The 17,171-nt window shown below is 64.9% G+C and carries 16 protein-coding genes and 3 pseudogenes; 10 read left to right on the top strand and 9 right to left on the bottom strand.

What is annotated here, in order from left to right; all coding sequences use genetic code 11:
• Positions 1–21 precede the first annotated feature (21 nt).
• Positions 22–513: a SixA phosphatase family protein gene (locus ACQPXH_RS05275; protein WP_433601206.1), complete on the top strand. Its 492-nt coding sequence runs from the start codon at positions 22–24 to the stop codon at positions 511–513.
• Between the two features lie 8 nt (positions 514–521).
• On the opposite strand, the gene ACQPXH_RS05270 is transcribed toward ACQPXH_RS05275, so the two are convergent.
• The gene (locus ACQPXH_RS05270; protein ID WP_062983850.1) at positions 522–725 is read right to left on the bottom strand and encodes a hypothetical protein; all 204 of its coding nucleotides are present in this window, start codon (positions 723–725) and stop codon (positions 522–524) included.
• A gap of 59 nt (positions 726–784) precedes the next feature.
• Here ACQPXH_RS05270 and ACQPXH_RS05265 point away from each other — a divergent pair, with 59 nt between their 5' ends.
• Positions 785–1,153, top strand: a complete 369-nt coding sequence (locus tag ACQPXH_RS05265) for a VOC family protein (protein WP_433601205.1) — start codon at positions 785–787, stop codon at positions 1,151–1,153.
• A 30-nt stretch (positions 1,154–1,183) separates the two neighbouring features.
• Here ACQPXH_RS05265 and ACQPXH_RS05260 read toward each other — a convergent pair whose 3' ends face one another.
• Positions 1,184–1,306 (bottom strand): hypothetical protein, encoded by a 123-nt coding sequence (locus tag ACQPXH_RS05260; protein ID WP_433601204.1) that lies wholly within the window; start codon positions 1,304–1,306, stop codon positions 1,184–1,186.
• 239 nt (positions 1,307–1,545) lie between these two features.
• Between ACQPXH_RS05260 and ACQPXH_RS05255 the strand changes: the two genes are divergently transcribed.
• The 6 genes and pseudogenes from ACQPXH_RS05255 (at position 1,546) to ACQPXH_RS05230 (ending at position 5,089) form a co-directional block, all read left to right on the top strand.
• Complete coding sequence (locus ACQPXH_RS05255) at positions 1,546–2,025, top strand: MerR family transcriptional regulator (protein WP_433601203.1); 480 nt, start codon at positions 1,546–1,548, stop codon at positions 2,023–2,025.
• A pseudogene (locus ACQPXH_RS05250) lies at positions 2,010–2,456 on the top strand (aldo/keto reductase); the annotation flags it as partial. The gene ACQPXH_RS05255 and the pseudogene ACQPXH_RS05250, both read left to right, overlap by 16 nt.
• Positions 2,447–2,905: pseudogene (locus tag ACQPXH_RS05245) on the top strand (carboxymuconolactone decarboxylase family protein); the annotation flags it as partial. The pseudogenes ACQPXH_RS05250 and ACQPXH_RS05245, both read left to right, overlap by 10 nt.
• Positions 2,906–2,923: 18 nt before the next feature.
• Positions 2,924–3,235, top strand: coding sequence for a GNAT family N-acetyltransferase (locus ACQPXH_RS05240; RefSeq protein WP_433603312.1), 312 nt, complete (start codon positions 2,924–2,926; stop codon positions 3,233–3,235).
• 76 nt (positions 3,236–3,311) lie between these two features.
• Positions 3,312–4,301, top strand: coding sequence for a pirin family protein (locus tag ACQPXH_RS05235; RefSeq protein ID WP_433601202.1), 990 nt, complete (start codon positions 3,312–3,314; stop codon positions 4,299–4,301).
• A gap of 143 nt (positions 4,302–4,444) precedes the next feature.
• Positions 4,445–5,089, top strand: a complete 645-nt coding sequence (locus ACQPXH_RS05230) for a hypothetical protein (RefSeq protein ID WP_433601201.1) — start codon at positions 4,445–4,447, stop codon at positions 5,087–5,089.
• Here ACQPXH_RS05230 and ACQPXH_RS05225 read toward each other — a convergent pair.
• Positions 5,079–5,657: a hypothetical protein gene (locus ACQPXH_RS05225; RefSeq protein ID WP_433601200.1), complete on the bottom strand. Its 579-nt coding sequence runs from the start codon at positions 5,655–5,657 to the stop codon at positions 5,079–5,081. The two genes, ACQPXH_RS05230 and ACQPXH_RS05225, sit on opposite strands and share 11 nt — an antisense overlap.
• A 21-nt stretch (positions 5,658–5,678) precedes the next feature.
• On the opposite strand from ACQPXH_RS05225, the pseudogene ACQPXH_RS05220 reads away from it, so the two are divergent.
• A pseudogene (locus tag ACQPXH_RS05220) lies at positions 5,679–5,900 on the top strand (aldo/keto reductase); the annotation flags it as partial.
• A 232-nt stretch (positions 5,901–6,132) separates the two neighbouring features.
• On the opposite strand, the gene ACQPXH_RS05215 reads toward ACQPXH_RS05220, so the two are convergent.
• Positions 6,133–6,450: a CD225/dispanin family protein gene (locus tag ACQPXH_RS05215; protein ID WP_433601199.1), complete on the bottom strand. Its 318-nt coding sequence runs from the start codon at positions 6,448–6,450 to the stop codon at positions 6,133–6,135.
• A gap of 193 nt (positions 6,451–6,643) precedes the next feature.
• On the opposite strand from ACQPXH_RS05215, the gene ACQPXH_RS05210 reads away from it, so the two are divergent.
• Positions 6,644–7,351, top strand: a complete 708-nt coding sequence (locus ACQPXH_RS05210) for a hypothetical protein (RefSeq protein WP_433601198.1) — start codon at positions 6,644–6,646, stop codon at positions 7,349–7,351.
• Here the strand turns inward: ACQPXH_RS05210 and ACQPXH_RS05205 are convergent.
• The 5 genes from ACQPXH_RS05205 to ACQPXH_RS05185 all read right to left on the bottom strand — a co-directional run bounded on the left by ACQPXH_RS05205 (position 7,342) and on the right by ACQPXH_RS05185 (position 17,110).
• Positions 7,342–7,644, bottom strand: a complete 303-nt coding sequence (locus tag ACQPXH_RS05205; protein WP_433601197.1) for a glycerophosphodiester phosphodiesterase — start codon at positions 7,642–7,644, stop codon at positions 7,342–7,344. The two genes, ACQPXH_RS05210 and ACQPXH_RS05205, sit on opposite strands and share 10 nt — an antisense overlap.
• Before the next feature lie 72 nt (positions 7,645–7,716).
• Positions 7,717–11,670, bottom strand: a complete 3,954-nt coding sequence (locus tag ACQPXH_RS05200) for a DNA-directed RNA polymerase subunit beta' (protein ID WP_433601196.1) — start codon at positions 11,668–11,670, stop codon at positions 7,717–7,719.
• A gap of 104 nt (positions 11,671–11,774) precedes the next feature.
• Positions 11,775–15,284, bottom strand: coding sequence for a DNA-directed RNA polymerase subunit beta (locus ACQPXH_RS05195; protein WP_433601195.1), 3,510 nt, complete (start codon positions 15,282–15,284; stop codon positions 11,775–11,777).
• A gap of 420 nt (positions 15,285–15,704) precedes the next feature.
• On the bottom strand, positions 15,705–16,415 hold the full coding sequence (locus ACQPXH_RS05190) for a hypothetical protein (protein WP_433601194.1): 711 nt from the start codon (positions 16,413–16,415) through the stop codon (positions 15,705–15,707).
• A gap of 11 nt (positions 16,416–16,426) precedes the next feature.
• Positions 16,427–17,110: a hypothetical protein gene (locus ACQPXH_RS05185; protein ID WP_433601193.1), complete on the bottom strand. Its 684-nt coding sequence runs from the start codon at positions 17,108–17,110 to the stop codon at positions 16,427–16,429.
• Between the last annotated feature and the right edge of the window lie 61 nt (positions 17,111–17,171).

Genomic DNA, 17,171 nt, shown 5'->3' with positions numbered 1-17,171 from the left:
CGGAGGGCTTACGGTATCTCCATGGTGCGGACTTTGATCCTCATGCGGCACGGTAAGTCGTCCTATCCCGACGGTATCTCCGATCACGAACGCCCGCTCGCTCCGCGTGGTCAGCGCGAGGCCGGACTTGCCGGTCAGTGGTTACGCGAGACCCAGCCGCCGATCGATGCGGTCCGGTGCTCGACCGCCACCCGCACGCGGGAAACGCTGGTCGCGACCGGAGTTACCGCGCCGGTGGTCTACGAGGCGGGCATCTACGAGGCGTCGCCGCGCACGCTCATCGAATTGGTCCAGCTCAGCGATGACGATGTCACGACCCTGCTGGTCATCGGACATGCGCCCGGAATGCCGTGGACGGCATGGGAGTTGGCGAGCAATCGCGACTCCGATCCGGCGATCGAGCTCAGCCGGAAATTCCCCACGTCGGCGCTGGCGGTGCTCGAATTCGACCGGCCGTGGGCGCAGGTGGACGAGGGCACCGGCGATCTGGTGCGCTTCCACATTCCGCGCTGATAGCGACGTCAGTGCAGTAGTTTGCCGCCGACGACCACGACGACGCCGAGGACGACGAGCAGCACGAACGCGGCGAATCCGCCGAGCAGCCACCACACGACGCCGAGCGCCAGCACGAACGGCGCCACCGCGATGGCGGTGATCACGGGGCTTTCCTTGACCGTGGCCCAGGCCGAGCGGGCCCTGATCCGGTCGATGTCCTTACCTGGCATGTCACCAGGGTAGGTGCGAAAACGCGTTCTCGCCGTCGAGCTGATGGGATGCTCTCCGGATGGATTGGAAAATCGAACTGGTCGCGATTCCGGTGACCGACGTGGACCGCGCCAAGGACTTCTACACCAAGATCGGCTTCAACGCCGACCACGACCACCGCGTCGACGAGACCCTGCGCTTCGTCCAACTGACCCCACCGGGCTCCCGCTGTTCCATCTGCATCGGTGAGGGCATCACCGATGCCGCACCGGGCAGCGTCGAAGGCATGCAGGTGGTCGTCGCGAGCGCCGAGGACGCGTACCAGCAGCTGGTCGCGGCGGGTGTGGACGCGTCGCCGGTGGTGGATATGGGCTGGGGCCTGTTCACCTTCTTCACCGACCCCGACGGCAACAAATGGGCGGTGCAGGAGCTGCCCAAGCGCGACTGAGTCCGCGATACGGCTCGTCGGTCGGACGCGTCAGCCCAGCTGATCGAGCCGAATCGTGAGAAGGCACGGCGAATTCGTCGTGAAGGTACCCGTGACCTCATCATTGTCGACGTAGCCGAGTTCGTCGGTAAGACCGAAGGCGAGCAGGCTCACTGGCGATACAGATCATCCTCACCGAGCGCTTCATACTCGGTGATGGTCAACAGCCGCCATGGCTCAGGAAGTGCCGTCACGCTCGCTCCTCAGCTCGCCCGCCCCTGGTCGGCTGCAGTTTCCCACGCAAGGTGCACAACCAGCGGCAAGCGATTGCGAATTTCGGCAGAATAGGGGCTTGCTTGGAGTGCGCTCCAGGTAGCTAACGTCGGTTGCGTTCATCGAGAAGGGCGAGTGCAGTGGGTGGAGCCGTAGGTCAGGTTGTCGGTGCTCAGCAAATCGTCGATGTGGATCGGGAGAAGCCGCAGTATTCGATCGGCGAGGCCGCCGATCGGTCGGGACTGAGTCGCGACACACTGCGCTGGTACGAGCGGATCGGGCTGATGAACTACATCGGGCGCGATCACGCCGGGAAGCGGCGGTTCAGCAATCGCGATCTGGAGTGGTTGGCGTTGATCGGCAGGTTGCGCACCACCGGGATGTCGGTGGCGGACATGGTCCGCTACGCCGAATTGGTGCGGGAGGGGGATTCCACTGTGTACGAGCGGCTGCAGATGTTCCGCAATACCCGCTCGGAGGTGCTCGCCAAGATCGATGAACTCCGTCAGACGCTGGCCGTACTCGATTACAAGATCGACCTGTACGAGGGCAAGACCGTCGCCGTCAAACCGGCCGCACTCACAAAACCATGCGAACGGATCACAACGAGGAATTCCTGAGCGATTTCGTGCGCACCAACCGCGACGAGGTGGTCCTCGCCACCAAGTTCGGCATCGTCCGCAAAGCCGACGATCCCACCTACCGCGGTATCGACAACTCGCCCGAATACATCCGCAACGCGGTCGATGCCAGCCTGCGCCGCCTCGGCATCGACACCATCGACCTGTACTACATGCACCGCCGCGATCCGGCGGTCCCGAACGAGGAATCAGTCGGTGCGATGGCGGAACTCGTCGCGCAGGGCAAAGTTCGGGCACTCGGCCTGTCCGAGGTGACCGGCAAGGAGCCGCGCGCGGCCCATGCGGTGCATCCGATCGCGGTCGTGCAGTCCGAATGGTCGCTGTTCTCCAGAGATGTCGAGCGCAGCACGGTCCCCACCGCCGCCGAACTCGGCGCTCACCGCCTCTACTATCCCGGACCATGGAGTCCTCCGGCAGACGCGTGTTCATCGATCAGCAGACACCCGAGGCGTTTCGAGCGCTGAACACCGTGGCAAGCGCGGTCCGCGCGGCCGGTGCCGCGGCCGGACTCGACCGCAGGCTCATCGAACTGATCAACGTGCGCGTCTCGCAGATCAACGGCTGCGCCTACTGCCTTGACGTACACCATCGCGCCGCCGTCGCGGCCGGTACCACCGAGCGTGAACTCGCCGTGCTGTCCGCGTGGCAGCGGACCGCGCTTTACACGCCGCTGGAGCGGGCGGCGCTGGCACTCGCCGAACTCACCACCACGCTGCCGGACGAGGCCACGCTGGATCGTGAGTACGCTCTGGCACGCGAGCATTTATCCGATGAGCAGGTCTCGGCGATCCTGTGGGTCGCCACCACGATCGGCGCGTTCAACCGCGTGTCGATCCTGAGCAAGCACCCGGTCCGTCCGACGAAGGAGAAGTCGACCATGACCGAATCGACGCCCGAGAGCAAGGTCGCCCGCAACGACGAGAAGAAGCGCTACGAGGTGTTCTACGGCGGCGAACTGGCCGGATTCGCCGACTACGAGGAGCGCGACGACGAGACGGTGTTCATCCACACCGAGATCGATGGCGCGTTTTCCGGTAAGGGCCTCGGCACCGTCCTGGCCAAGAATGCGATCGAGGATGCGATCGCCCGCGGCCGGGTGATCCGGCCGCTGTGCCCGTTCATCAAGGCCTACCTGGAGAAGCATTCGCAATACGACGAGCATGTGGTCGGCAAGGGCGTCACCCGATGAGCGAGCGCAGCGAGGGAACATCAGCACAGCCGATAAAATCGGTCATGCCGGAGCCGAGCGCCGGCGAGGCGCGGGCATGAGCGATTTGGATCCGCATCCGGAGGAAGCGGTGTGCGAGGCCACACCGGGTCCCGGTCCGGTCGCGGAGCTCTATCCGGCGCGTGAGGTCCCGCTCGGCGGGGTGCGCGGTGTTTATGTGGAACGCGTACTGCCGCAACGTGATCTGCCGACCGTCGGCGCCTGGTGCTTCCTCGATCATTTCGGCTCGCCCACGATTACCAAGACGGGTGCGTCACCGGATATCGATCCGCATCCGCATATCGGACTGCAGACCGTGACCTGGCCGTTCGACGGACGCATTCGCCACCGCGATTCGATCGGCTCCGATGTGGAGATCGAGCCGGGACAGCTGAATCTGATGACCTCCGGTCGCGGCATCGCGCATTCCGAATACGGCGTCGCGGGGGCGCACGCCGGGCACGGGCTGCAACTGTGGATCGCATTGCCCGGCAACAGCCTCGGAATCGATCCGCATTTCGAACAGCATCGCGAGCTGCCGGTCTACGAGGCACCCGGGGTGCGAGCGATCGTGCTGATCGGGACGTTCGCCGGACTCACCTCGCCCGCCGAGGCGTACACGCCGATCGTCGGCGCGGATGTGCGAATCGAACCGGGCACCGACACCCCCATCGCCCTGGATCCCGATTTCGAGCACGCACTCATGGTGATCGAGGGCAGTGTCACAGCCGATGGCACCGAAATCGCCGCCGGCCCACTGCTCTACCTGGGCACCGGACGCGAGGAGTTGCAGCTCAGCAGCGCCGAAGGCGCGCATTTCGCGCTCATCGGCGGCGCGCCGTTCGGCGAGGAATTGGTCATGTGGTGGAACTTCGTCGGCCGCAGCCACGAGGACATCATCGAGGCCCGAAACGATTGGGAGAAACACGTTGTCGAGCGTTTCGCCGATATCGCGGGCCACACACCGGAACAGCGCATTCCGGCTCCGCCCCTGCCCGGTCTGCATCTGAAGCCCCGTAAACGTCGCATGGGTTCGGCCAGGAGCTGAATCCGAAGCACCACAAAACAATCGGGTCTTTCTCCAATGCGTTGAAATTCGGGACGGAAACCCTTCAACATCCGATCACGAAACGGTATCTTCGTTTAGAAGAAGCCGGACATTCCGCGCCGGTGGTCGGATGAAAGAGCAGGATGAGGATCTCCAAAATCACCGCGACGGCACTGCTTGCACTCGCGGCCACCACGATCGGAACCGGCGTCGTACACGCGGAACCCGCACCGCCCGTGCCGAATTCGACCGCCGACGTCCCACTCGACCTGCAGGGTTTCTTCCAGCACATCGGCTACCACGTCGCGGCGACCGAGAATCGCCACGCCGTGGTGACGACGATTTCCGAGGGACGCTGGGATCTGGTTCGTGACAACAAGGTCATCTCGCTGTCCGATGCCAACGGACAGGTGGTCGCCGCGCTGCCGACCGCGGTGAAGATCGCCGGACATCGGATCGATCTGGTGCCTGCCATCGATGAGGCGGGCTCCCGGCTTTCGCTCACCCCGATCAGCACGACCGATGGTCCGGTGCGGGAGGTGAGCACCGAGCAGCGCTTCTTCGATCAGGTCGAGAAGTCCATGCCGCAGGTGCTGACCGGTGCCGCGATCGGTGCGGCCATCGGATTCGTCCTCGGTTTCCCGCTCGGTCTCTTCGTCTTCGACTTCGTCACCGTCCCGATCACGACCGTGGTCGGCGGGGCCATCGGTGCGTTCGCCGGTCTGTCCGCCGGTGGTGGTGAACCGGCGGTTCAGGCAGCGATGGATTACTTCGATCTCAATCCCTGAGCGAGCCGATATCGTCGTGCGGCAGCAGGCGCTGGGTCCCGATGACGCGCAATAGATCCAGCTTCTGCGCGGCATCGGTGCCCGGGCGCGGCATATAGACCAGTAGCCGCTGTGCCGCGTTCGGGGTCAGCAGGGTTTCGCAGATCGTATCGATCTCGCCCACCTCGGGGTGCAGGATCCGCTTGATATCCGAAGTCCGCACCGCCACTTCGTGTTCGTGCCACAGCTGCTCGAATTCCGTACTCGCGGTACGCAATCGGCTCACGAATTCGGTGACGTCGGCGTCGCCGGATCGGCGCGCGGCGGTGGCGCGCAGATCCGCGACGTGGTTGCGGCCCAACCTATCCCAGTCTTCCTCTGGGAACAGCGATCGCCCCTGTGGATCGGTGAACCAGCGCCACGCGTAGAACCGGTCCCAGCCACGCCGATTCGCGTGGTCGCCGACCAGCAGGGTGTGCATCCGGTTCTGCACCAGGACCTCGCCGAGGTCGGTGATGACGGTGGCCGCGGTGTCGTCCAGCTTGGCCAGCACGTGCATGATCCCCGGAGCGACATGCCTATCGGCCACCTCGCGCCCGGGCGGCGCGTGATCGCACAACTGGCCATTGCCTGGGTACTGACCCGGGGCACGGATATCGTGCCGATCCTCGGCGCGCGCACTCGTCAGCGCTGGTCGGAATCCCTTGGGGCCGTGGATATCCAGCTCGGCGCCGACGAACTGGCGACCATCGAGGCCGCCGTGCCCGCGGATCAGATCGCGGGTGAGCGGTATGCGGCAGCGCAGATGGCGCTGCTGGACAGCGAGCGCTGACGTGGTTTACGGGAGGGCGCGCGCTCAGGCCGCCCTCCCGACCGGGTCGATCGATCACTTCCGCCATGGCCGAATGACCGCCGTGAATGCCGATGCGGCAACGGACTTTCCGGTGCTATCGGTTATATCCACCGGGACCTCCAGCTCGACATCGACCCGCGCCGCAATATCGGCGCGGACTGAAACGTGTTCTGATTTCATGCCCCGGCGGGACAGCGGTTGTCCACCGGGGTCAGGAAGAAGATCGGGTGAGCGTGACCACCAGGTAGCCGAGTCCGAGTACTACGCACAGCACATTCGCCACCATGGCTCCGATTGCCCAGCCACGCGCCTTCTTGGACGCGTCGACCGCGCCCGCGACGTCGCCCGCGATCCACTTCGAGTGCACCTGGGTACCGAAGATGATCGCGACCAGCCCGACCGCCGTTCCTACCAGGCAGGTCAGTGTGCCGATAATCGTGGCGACGACCGCGAAGCCCAGATGTGCCGGTGGTTCGAACTGCGGCTGGGCCGGCGGGTAGCCATAGCCGGGCTGTTGTCCATATGTCATGGGTGGGGATCCCGTCTCGAAGTCGGCGGCCGGGCCGGGCATTTCGGCGGTACCAGCCTACGAACACAACCTTGCACCATGGCCGATGATCGCGCGATCGGCTCGGCTTGGGCACAATTGACAACGGTGGCATGTCTATCGCGATTGGATATTGCATGACGGCGTTGGCGCGGAAAGCAGAGGGAAAGCCGATGTGTCTGCGGCCGATCGGGCGGTAGGGCCGATGTACGACCCGACCTCCGATATCGATCGGATCATCGAGCAGCAGGTGGGTTGGTCCACGGCTGACGACCATCTGTTGTACACCTGCGGTGTCATCGACTTCCTGCTGCACGACCGGCTTGCCGAACTGCCGACCAGAGCCACCATGGTCCGGACCGAATCCGACGAAATATGCCTGGCCGAGGGCCCTGCCGTCTGGTTTCAGTGGCGGGCGGTCGGCGACGGAACCTGGAATCGCAATAGCGTGACGGCAGTCGGCACGCTGTCCTTCGTGGCGGCGGCCCATCTCGGCAATGCCATGGCGAACCGCTCGCGACGCCGCCAGGCCGAGGCCGGACTGCGCCCGTGCTGGGTAGCCGAACGTCCCGGCTCGGTAATGGTTTCGGACCGGCGGATGTACTGCTACAACGCCGATCACTCGTTCTCGGTGCATTGGTCGGGTCTGGAAATGGTGGATATGCCCGGCCCCGACCGACTGATCTGCCGTTATCCGGACCGAAACGGCAATCCACATCTCCTCCAAGTCCAAAGCCCATGGGCCGTACTGATTTTCGCACTGGCGGCACACACTCAGTTCCCGAGCCATCCGCTCTTGCAATCAGGTAACTGGCTACCGGCGAGGTTCGAGGAAAAGTGCCACATCGCAGGCAAAACCTGTCCGCGAGTACGTCATCGGTGATACATCGTTGGCAGCCGGTAGCCGCGTTCGGCGAGGATGGTGCGCAGTAGGTCCGGGCGGTTGCTGATCAGGCCGCCCACGCCGAGATCGATCAGCGCGGTCATGGTGGGACGATCGTCGACCGTCCACGGCACCACCGTCATGCCGCGCTCGTGTGCGGCACGGATCAGTTCGGCGGTCGTGAACGCCGCGTAGCCAGGATCCTCGACCGTGCCGTCCTGCGGACTGCCGTGTACCGGTGACAGCATATTCGCGCCGAAAGACGCTGCGGCCGCGACGTATTTCTCCGGCAATGCGCCAGAATGCGAACGGCCCCCGCTCCTGGAAGGGAGCAGGGGCCGAATTCTGTTACGGCGCTACCGAGGTCAGCGGTAGTCGCTGAAACCGTAATCGTCGAGCGGAACCGCGGCACCGGTGGTGGTGCCGAAGCTGTCCGGGCTGTAGTAGGTGTCGTCGTAGGACGGCACCGCGTACGCCGCAGCACGAGCCTCTTCGGTCGGCTGGACCTGGATGTTGCGGTAGCGGTTGATACCGGTACCGGCCGGGATCAGCTTGCCGATGATCACGTTTTCCTTGAGGCCGATGAGCTTGTCCGAGCGGCAGTTGATGGCCGCATCGGTCAGGACTCGGGTGGTCTCCTGGAAGGATGCCGCCGACAGCCACGAATCGGTCGCCAGCGACGCCTTCGTGATTCCCATCAGCACCGGGCGACCCGCCGCGGGCTCATTGCCCTCGGCGACGACGCGACGGTTGGAGGCCTCGAACTCGGAACGCTCGGTGAGCGAACCGGGCAGGAACTCCGTTGCACCCGAATCGATGATCGTCACGCGACGCAGCATCTGGCGCACGATGACCTCGATGTGCTTGTCGTGGATCGACACACCCTGCGAGCGGTAGACCTCCTGGACCTCGTGGACCAGGTGGATCTGCACCTGACGGGGGCCCATCACGCGCAGCACCTCATGCGGATCCGCCGCGCCTTCCAGCAACTGCTGGCCGACCTCGACGTGGTCACCGTCGGAGAGCAGACGCTCGGTGCCGTCGTCGTGCTTGAACACACGCAGACGCTGACGCTTCGAGAGCTTGTCGTAGACAACCTCTTCGCCACCGTCATCCGGGATGATGGTGATCTTGTAGAAGCGATCGTCGTCCTCGAGCCGCACCCGACCCGAGACCTCCGCGATCGGCGCCTTCCCCTTGGGCACACGAGCCTCGAAAAGCTCCTGCACACGGGGCAGACCGCCGGTGATGTCGTCACCCGCGACACCACCCTGGTGGAAGGTACGCATGGTCAGCTGGGTACCGGGCTCACCGATGGACTGCGCGGCGACGATACCGACGGCCTCACCGATGTCGACCAGCTTGCCGGTCGCCATGGAGCGGCCGTAGCAGGTCGCGCAGACGCCGGTGCCGGTGGTGCAGGTCAGCACGGAGCGGACCTTCACATCGGTGATCCCCGCATCCAGCAGCGCCTCGATGGCCGGGTCACCGAGATCGGCGCCCTTACCCACGACCACGTTGCCCTTGGCATCCAGCGCGTCCGCCGCGAGGGTACGGGCGTAGGCACTGGTCTCCACGTGCGCGTCCCGGATCAGCGAGCCGTCGAGCTGCTTCTCCGCGATCGGCACCAGGATGCCGCGCTCGGTGCCACAGTCGTGCTCGCGCACGATGACATCCTGCGAGACGTCCACCAGACGACGGGTCAGGTAACCCGAGTCGGCGGTACGAAGCGCGGTGTCGGCCAGACCCTTACGAGCACCGTGGGTGTTGATGAAGTACTCCAGCACCGTCAGGCCCTCACGGAAGGAGGACTTGATCGGCCGCGGGATGAACTCACCCTTCGGGTTGGTAACCAGGCCCTTCATACCGGCGAGGGTACGAGTCTGGGTGAAGTTACCGGTCGCGCCCGAGTCGACGATCGTGATGATCGGGTTGTCGGCCGGGTAGTGCGAACGCAGCGCCTTACCGACCTCTTCGGTCGCTTCCTGCCAGATCTTGACCAGCGCGTTGTTGCGCTCCTGGTGATCGAGCGCACCACGCTGGTACTTCTTCTCGATCTGATCGGACTGCGCCTCGTAGCGCTCCATGATCTCGGTCTTCTCCGGCGGAACGAGCACGTCCGACATCGAGACCGTCACGCCGGAACGGGTGGCCCAGTAGAAGCCCGCGTCCTTCAGCTTGTCGACGGTCTGCGCGACCACGATCATCGGGTAGCGCTCGGCCAGATCGTTGATGATCGTGGCCTGACGCTTCTTCGGCATCTGCTCGTTGATGAACGCGTAGTCCGCCGGGAGCAGCTCGTTGAACAGCACGCGACCGAGGGTGGTCTCGGCGATCCACGCGTCGCCGCGGTTCCAGCCGTCCGGGAACAGCTCCGCCTCGATTGCCTTCGGCGGACGCTGGTCGGTGAGGCGCACCTTGATCAGCGAGCGCACGGTGAGCTCAGCGCGGTCCACCGCCATCTGCGCCTCGGCGGGCGAGGAGTACACGCCCTGCTCCGGTGCGTCCTTGGTGGCCGCGTGGTACTCGCCCTTCGCGCCCTCTTCCAGGCGGGTCAGGTAGTAGAGACCGGTCACCATATCCAGACGCGGCATGGCCAGCGGACGACCCGAGGCAGGCGACAGGATGTTGTTCGAGGACAGCATCAGGATGCGGGCCTCGGCCTGCGCCTCCGCGGACAGCGGCAGGTGCACGGCCATCTGGTCACCGTCGAAGTCGGCGTTGAACGCCTCACAGACCAGCGGGTGCAGCTGGATGGCCTTGCCCTCCACCAGCTGCGGCTCGAAGGCCTGGATGCCGAGGCGGTGCAGGGTGGGCGCACGGTTCAGCAGCACCGGGTGCTCGGCGATGACCTCTTCGAGGACATCCCACACCTGAGGACGCTGCCGCTCGACCATCCGCTTGGCGGACTTGATGTTCTGCGCGTGGTTCAGATCGACCAGACGCTTCATCACGAACGGCTTGAACAGCTCCAGCGCCATCAGCTTGGGCAGACCGCACTGGTGCAGCTTCAGCTGCGGACCGACGACAATGACCGAACGGCCCGAGTAGTCGACGCGCTTACCGAGCAGGTTCTGGCGGAAACGACCCTGCTTACCCTTGAGCAGATCGCTCAGCGACTTCAGCGGGCGGTTACCCGGACCGGTGACCGGACGGCCGCGGCGGCCGTTGTCGAACAGCGCGTCCACGGACTCCTGCAGCATCCGCTTCTCGTTGTTGACGATGATCTCGGGCGCACCCAGATCGATCAGTCGCTTGAGGCGGTTGTTGCGGTTGATCACGCGGCGGTACAGGTCGTTCAGGTCGGAGGTGGCGAAACGGCCACCGTCGAGCTGAACCATCGGGCGCAGCTCCGGCGGGATCACCGGAACGGCGTCGAGCACCATGCCCATCGGCGAGTTGCCGTTGGTCTGGAAGGCCGCGACAACCTTGAGCCGCTTGAGCGCGCGCAGCTTCTTCTGGCCCTTGCCGGACCGGATGGTCTCGCGCAGCGACTCGGCCTCGGCGGCGATGTCGAAGTTCTCCATCAGCTTCTGGATGGACTCCGCACCCATGGCGCCGGTGAAGTACTCGCCGTAGCGGTCGATCAGCTCGCGGTAGAGGATCTCGTCCACGATGAGCTGCTTGACCGACAGCTTGGTGAAGGTGCTCCAGATCTCCTCGAGCCGGTCCAGCTCACGCTGGGCCCGGTCGCGGAGCTGACGCATCTCGCGCTCGCCGCCGTCCTTGACCTTGCGGCGCACATCGGACTTGGCACCCTCGGCCTCGAGCTCGGCCAGATCGGCCTCGAGCTTCTGGGCGCGGGCCTCCAGGTCGGCATCGCGCTGATCGGCGACGGCCTTCTTCTCGACCTCCATCTCGGCCTCGAGCGTGGAGAGCTCGTTGTGACGCAGTTCCTCGTCGACACCGACGATGACGTAGGCGGCGAAGTAGATGATCTTTTCCAGATCCTTCGGCGCCAGGTCGAGCAGGTACCCGAGGCGCGAAGGCACGCCCTTGAAGTACCAGATGTGGGTAACCGGAGCGGCCAGCTCGATGTGCCCCATCCGCTCACGGCGCACCTTGGCGCGAGTCACCTCGACGCCACAGCGCTCACAGATGATGCCCTTGAAGCGGACGCGCTTGTACTTACCGCAATAGCACTCCCAGTCCCGGGTCGGACCGAAGATCTTCTCGCAGAACAAGCCGTCCTTCTCCGGCTTGAGCGTGCGGTAGTTGATGGTCTCCGGCTTCTTGACCTCACCGAAGGACCACTGCCGAATGTCCTCGGCGGTGGCAAGGCCGATCCGGAGTTCATCGAAGAAGTTGACGTCTAGCACGTAACTTCCTTTCCCCTATTCGGGTCGAATTCGAGCAAAAGTTCACTAGTTGGTGTAACGCGGAGCCGAATGCCGTTCGCGGGGAACGGCATTCGACCTACCGCCTAGTTCGCCAGATCGTCGACGGTGGCGGCTTCGTTCCTGGACAGGTTGATGCCCAGGTTCGCGGCCGCGCGCTCCAGATCCTCGTCGTCGCCATCGCGCATCTCGATCGCCGCGCCGTCCGAAGACAGCACCTCGACATTGAGGCACAGCGACTGGAGTTCCTTCAGGAGCACCTTGAACGACTCCGGAATGCCCGGCTCCGGAATGTTCTCACCCTTGACGATCGCCTCGTACACCTTCACGCGACCGACCACGTCGTCGGACTTGATGGTGAGCAGCTCCTGCAGCGTGTAAGCGGCGCCGTAGGCCTGCATGGCCCAGCACTCCATCTCACCGAAGCGCTGACCACCGAACTGCGCCTTACCACCGAGCGGCTGCTGGGTGATCATCGAGTACGGACCGGTCGAACGGGCGTGGATCTTGTCGTCGACCAGGTGGTGCAGCTTCAGGATGTACATGTAGCCGACGGCCACCGGGTACGGGAAGGGCTCACCGGAACGTCCGTCGAACAGCGTCGCCTTACCGTTGTCGTCGACCATGCGCTCACCGTCGCGGTTCGGCAGGGTCGAGGCGAGCAGACCGGTCAGCTCCTCTTCACGAGCGCCGTCGAACACCGGGGTGGCGATGTTGGACTCGGCCGGAGCCGCCAGCATCTCCTCCGGCAGTGCCTTGGCCCAGTCCGGACGGGAATTGCCGTCCGCACCGGCGCCGACATCCCAGCCCGCCTTGCCGATCCACCCGAGGTGGGTCTCCAAGATCTGGCCGATGTTCATACGACGCGGCACACCGTGGGTGTTCAGGATGATGTCCACCGGGGTGCCATCGGGCATGAACGGCATGTCCTCGGTCGCGAGGATCTTGCCGATGACACCCTTGTTGCCGTGGCGGCCGGCCAGCTTGTCGCCGTCCTGGATCTTGCGCTTCTGCGCCACGTACACCCGGACCAGCTCGTTGACGCCCGGAGGCAGATCGTCGTCGTCCTCGCGCGAGAACACGCGGATGCCGATGACCTTGCCGGACTCACCGTGCGGCACCTTCAGCGAGGTGTCGCGCACTTCGCGCGCCTTCTCACCGAAGATCGCGCGCAGCAGCCGCTCCTCCGGGGTCAGCTCGGTCTCACCCTTCGGGGTGACCTTGCCGACCAGGATGTCGCCGTCGCGAACTTCGGCGCCGATGCGCACGATGCCGCGCTCGTCCAGGTCCGCGAGAACCTCGTCGGAGACGTTCGGGATGTCCCGGGTGATCTCCTCGGCGCCGAGCTTGGTGTCGCGGGCATCGATTTCGTGCTCTTCGATGTGGATCGAGGTGAGCACGTCCTCTTCCACGAGGCGCTGCGACAGGATGATCGCGTCCTCGTAGTTGTGGCCCTCCCACGGCATGATCGCCACGAGCAGGTTCTTGCCGAGGGCCATCTCACCGTTCTCGGTGCAGGGACCATCGGCGAGCACCTGACCGAACTCGACGCGCTGCCCCTCGTCCACGATCGGCCGCTGGTTCGCGCAGGTGCCCTGGTTCGAGCGGGCGAACTTGCGCATCCGGTAGCTCTTGCGGGTGCCGTCATCGGCCATCACAGTGACGTAATCGGCCGAAACCTCTTCCACCACACCGGACTTCTCGTTCACCACGACGTCACCGGCGTCGACCGCGGCGCGCAGCTCCATACCGGTACCCACGATCGGGGATTCGGAACGGATCAGCGGCACGGCCTGGCGCTGCATGTTCGCACCCATGAGGGCACGGTTGGCGTCGTCGTGCTCGAGGAACGGAATCATCGCGGTCGCGACCGAAACCATCTGGCGCGGCGAAACATCCATGTAGTCGACCTCGTCGGCGGGGACGAGTTCGTTCTCGTCGTTGCCCCGGCGGCAGAGCACGCGCTCGTCGAGGAAGCGGCCGTCGGTGTCGACCGGCGAGTTGGCCTGCGCACGGACGTGGCGGTCCTCTTCGTCGGCGGTGAGGTACTTGACCTCATCGGTCACCCTGCCGTCGACCACCTTGCGGTACGGCGTCTCGATGAAGCCGAACGGGTTCACCCGCGCGTACACCGACAGCGAACCGATCAGGCCGATGTTCGGGCCTTCCGGGGTCTCGATCGGGCACATGCGGCCGTAGTGCGAGGTGTGCACGTCGCGGACTTCCAGACCGGCGCGCTCACGGGACAGACCACCCGGGCCGAGCGCCGAGAGGCGACGCTTGTGGGTCAGACCCGACAGCGGGTTGTTCTGGTCCATGAACTGCGACAGCTGCGAGGTTCCGAAGAACTCCTTGATCGCGGCCACGACGGGACGGATGTTGATCAGGGTCTGCGGCGTGATGGCCTCGACGTCCTGGGTGGTCATCCGCTCGCGGACCACGCGCTCCATGCGGGAGAGGCCGACCCGGATCTGGTTCTGGATCAGCTCGCCGACGGTGCGCAGGCGACGGTTGCCGAAGTGGTCGATGTCGTCGACCTCGACCGGCACCTCTTCGCCGCCCGGCGCGGTCATCGCCCGATCACCGGCGTGCAGACGCACCAGGTACTCGATCGTGGTGACGATGTCTTCCTTGGTGAGCACCGATGCGGTGATCGGCTCACCGAGGTGGATGCCGAGCTTTTTGTTGATCTTGTAGCGACCGACGCGCGCCAGGTCGTAGCGCTTCTCCTTGAAGAACAGGTTCTCCAGCAGGGTCTGCGCGGACTCCTTGGTCGGCGGCTCGCCCGGCCGCAGCTTGCGGTAGATGTCCAGCAGCGCCTCGTCCTGACCGGCGGTGTTGTCCTTCTCCATGGTCGACATCATGATCTCGGAGAAGCCGAAGCGCTCGACGATCTCCTCGGTGGTCCAACCCAGTGCCTTCAGCAGCACGGTGACCGGCTGACGACGCTTGCGGTCGATGCGCACACCGACGGTGTCGCGCTTGTCGACATCGAACTCCAGCCAAGCGCCACGCGACGGAATGACCCGCACACTGTGCAGATCCTTCTCGGTGCCCTTGTCGACGCTGTGATCGAAATACACACCCGGCGAACGCACCAGCTGCGAGACGACGACACGCTCGGTGCCGTTGATGATGAACGTGCCCTTATCGGTCATCATCGGGAAATCACCCATGAAGACCGTCTGGCTCTTGATCTCACCGGTGTTGTTGTTGATGAACTCGGCGGTCACGAACAACGGCGCCGCGTAGGTCATGTCCTTGTCTTTGCACTCGTCGATGGAGGCCTTGACCTCCTCGAAACGAGGATCAGAGAAAGAAAGGGACATCGACCCGGAGAAGTCCTCGATCGGCGAGAGCTCCTCGAGCACCTCCTCCAGACCGCCCGTTAGTCCGCCGTCGCCGCGAGCCGCGGCTTTCTCCCGCCACGAGGGCGAGCCGATCAACCATGCAAATGAGTCGGTCTGTAGATCGAGAAGTCCGGGCACCTCCAAGGGTTCACGGATCTTCGCGAAAGACACCCGCAACGGGGCTCCGGGGATTCCGGCAACTGCCTTGGTCTGGGTGGAGACTGCCAAGATGCGTCCTTCCAGCACCTCACGCGCGTCGCGTGGTGGTCCGCGACCGTCGCTTGTCTGCTACGAATTCCGCTGGATACAACCCGAACGAAACCCGAACAGGCAACAACGGAAGTAACACCGGAAGGTGGAACTTACGTGTGCAAATCGAGGTATGGACAGGAGGCAGCCAGCGCAACGTCCAACCGTACACCCATACGCAAGGTGGTGTCAAAGTACCACCCGAACAAGCCTCCGTGTGGCGGCACGCCGTGACCGTTATGGCCGGATTCCGGGTCCGAATCGCTGGCTGCGTCGGGAACCGCGGGGCGCGAGGAGCCACTGTGACAGCTGCCGCTGTTGTGAATAGCGTGACGTGTCCGGCGAAACTCGTCAAGTGGCGGGCCCGACCCGGTGATCAGCCAGATCCCCTGCCCTGCTGGGCTTATGCCGCCGAAATCACTGGTCGACGATGGCCGCGGCCAGCCACTTGCCGTCCACCTTCTGCATTTTCAGCACGATCGGGCCGGAGGCGCTCTGCTGGGCGACGCCGTTCTTGTTCGCACTGACCACGAAGTTCACCAGCAACTCGGCCCTGTCCTGGGTGAGCAAGGTCACCCCGATCGGGTCAGCGAGGGCATCGGCGCTGGTCTGCGCCTGTTTCAGGGCGGCGAGATTGGTATCGGCGTACTTGTCGAAGTCGGCGAGCATCTGCCCGGTGACGACACCGTGCACCGCATCCTTGTAGCCGTCGAGCTTGTTCACGTCATAGGCGTAGATGGTCTTCAACGCGTGCGAGGCGGCCGCGGTCACCTCTTCGGTGGCCTTGGTGTCCACGTAGGCCTCGTTGGAATCGTCGATGCCGGGACGGAACGCCGCAACCGCGGCGAAGCCGCCGAGCAGCACAGCGACGAGGAGAAGGGCCGCGACCACGCCCCACCCCGCGCCCGGACGCAACCGCTGCGACCACGGCCGCGACGGTTCGGCGGACCGCGGAGCCGGTCGGGCCGGTTCCGCGCTACCGGCGACCTTCGTCCGGCGCTTCGTGGTCGTTTCGTCGGCCGCGCGGGTGCTGCGGCGTGCGGTGACGGAACCGGTGTTCGCCGCCGTGCGGCCGACGGTGGGACGGTTGCGGGGAGTGACCCGATTGACTGGTCGACGAGATGCCATGACGGGTTCTCCTACGATCCGGGCTTGGGCGCGGGCGTGGCACCGGGCTGTGCGGCAGTCGGCTGATTCAAGGGGATCGGCTGACTCAACGGACTCGCCTTCTCGGCCTTCCAGACCTCCCCCTGCTTGACCAGATCAAGGGCCCAGGTCTGACGGTAGGAGTACGGCGCGACGTCCGGGACGGTCCTGGTGGTCTGCAGCACGATGAGCGCGGAGGCGTGGTCGCGCTCGGAGTTCAGCGCGGTCAGCGAGGACCCGACGACCTTGGACTCCAGCCTGGTCTTGGCCTGCGTGGCCTGCTCGCGGAACTGCTCCTGGGTCTTGGTGGCATCGTCGAGCAGCGATCCCGTCATCGACGACTGGATCAGCTTTATCGAACCGTCGACATCATTGGGATCCAGCGACATCAGGTTGATCGCGGCCTGCCTGGCATCGGCGAGCGCGGTATCGCGCGCCTCGACGCGCGGACCGTCGGTGAAGAAGGCCGCGCGTACCCAGCCGGTGCCGAACCAGACCGCGACTATCAGCGCGACGACCAGCGTGGCGGCCGCGACCATGGTGACCGCGAGTCGGCCGCGGGATGCGTCCGCGGACGCGACCGCCGGGCGCACGGGATCGGTTGCCGTCGCGTCATGCGCTGCGGCATCGGCTTCCGTGGAATCGGAGCCGGTTACCGCCGACGTTTCTTTGGACATGTCGATGCTCACGACCGTACCTCGCTTGCGCTCGGCACGGTCGTGCCCATCATGGGCGCAG

The sequence above is a fragment of the Nocardia sp. CA-135953 genome (assembly GCF_050955735.1).
GTDB lineage: Bacteria > Actinomycetota > Actinomycetes > Mycobacteriales > Mycobacteriaceae > Nocardia.
Note: the sequence above shows the minus strand (reverse complement) of the source record. Positions and strands in the feature narration are given on the sequence as shown.

Coding starts and splice junctions, on each gene's coding strand:
- ACQPXH_RS05230 (WP_433601201.1), top strand. CDS start 4,445: ATGAGGATCTCCAAAATCACCGCGACGGCACTGCTTGCACTCGCGGCC.
- ACQPXH_RS05270 (WP_062983850.1), bottom strand. CDS start 725: ATGCCAGGTAAGGACATCGACCGGATCAGGGCCCGCTCGGCCTGGGCC.
- ACQPXH_RS05275 (WP_433601206.1), top strand. CDS start 22: ATGGTGCGGACTTTGATCCTCATGCGGCACGGTAAGTCGTCCTATCCC.
- ACQPXH_RS05235 (WP_433601202.1), top strand. CDS start 3,312: ATGAGCGATTTGGATCCGCATCCGGAGGAAGCGGTGTGCGAGGCCACA.
- ACQPXH_RS05265 (WP_433601205.1), top strand. CDS start 785: ATGGATTGGAAAATCGAACTGGTCGCGATTCCGGTGACCGACGTGGAC.
- ACQPXH_RS05190 (WP_433601194.1), bottom strand. CDS start 16,415: ATGGCATCTCGTCGACCAGTCAATCGGGTCACTCCCCGCAACCGTCCC.
- ACQPXH_RS05240 (WP_433603312.1), top strand. CDS start 2,924: ATGACCGAATCGACGCCCGAGAGCAAGGTCGCCCGCAACGACGAGAAG.
- ACQPXH_RS05185 (WP_433601193.1), bottom strand. CDS start 17,110: ATGTCCAAAGAAACGTCGGCGGTAACCGGCTCCGATTCCACGGAAGCC.
- ACQPXH_RS05215 (WP_433601199.1), bottom strand. CDS start 6,450: ATGACATATGGACAACAGCCCGGCTATGGCTACCCGCCGGCCCAGCCG.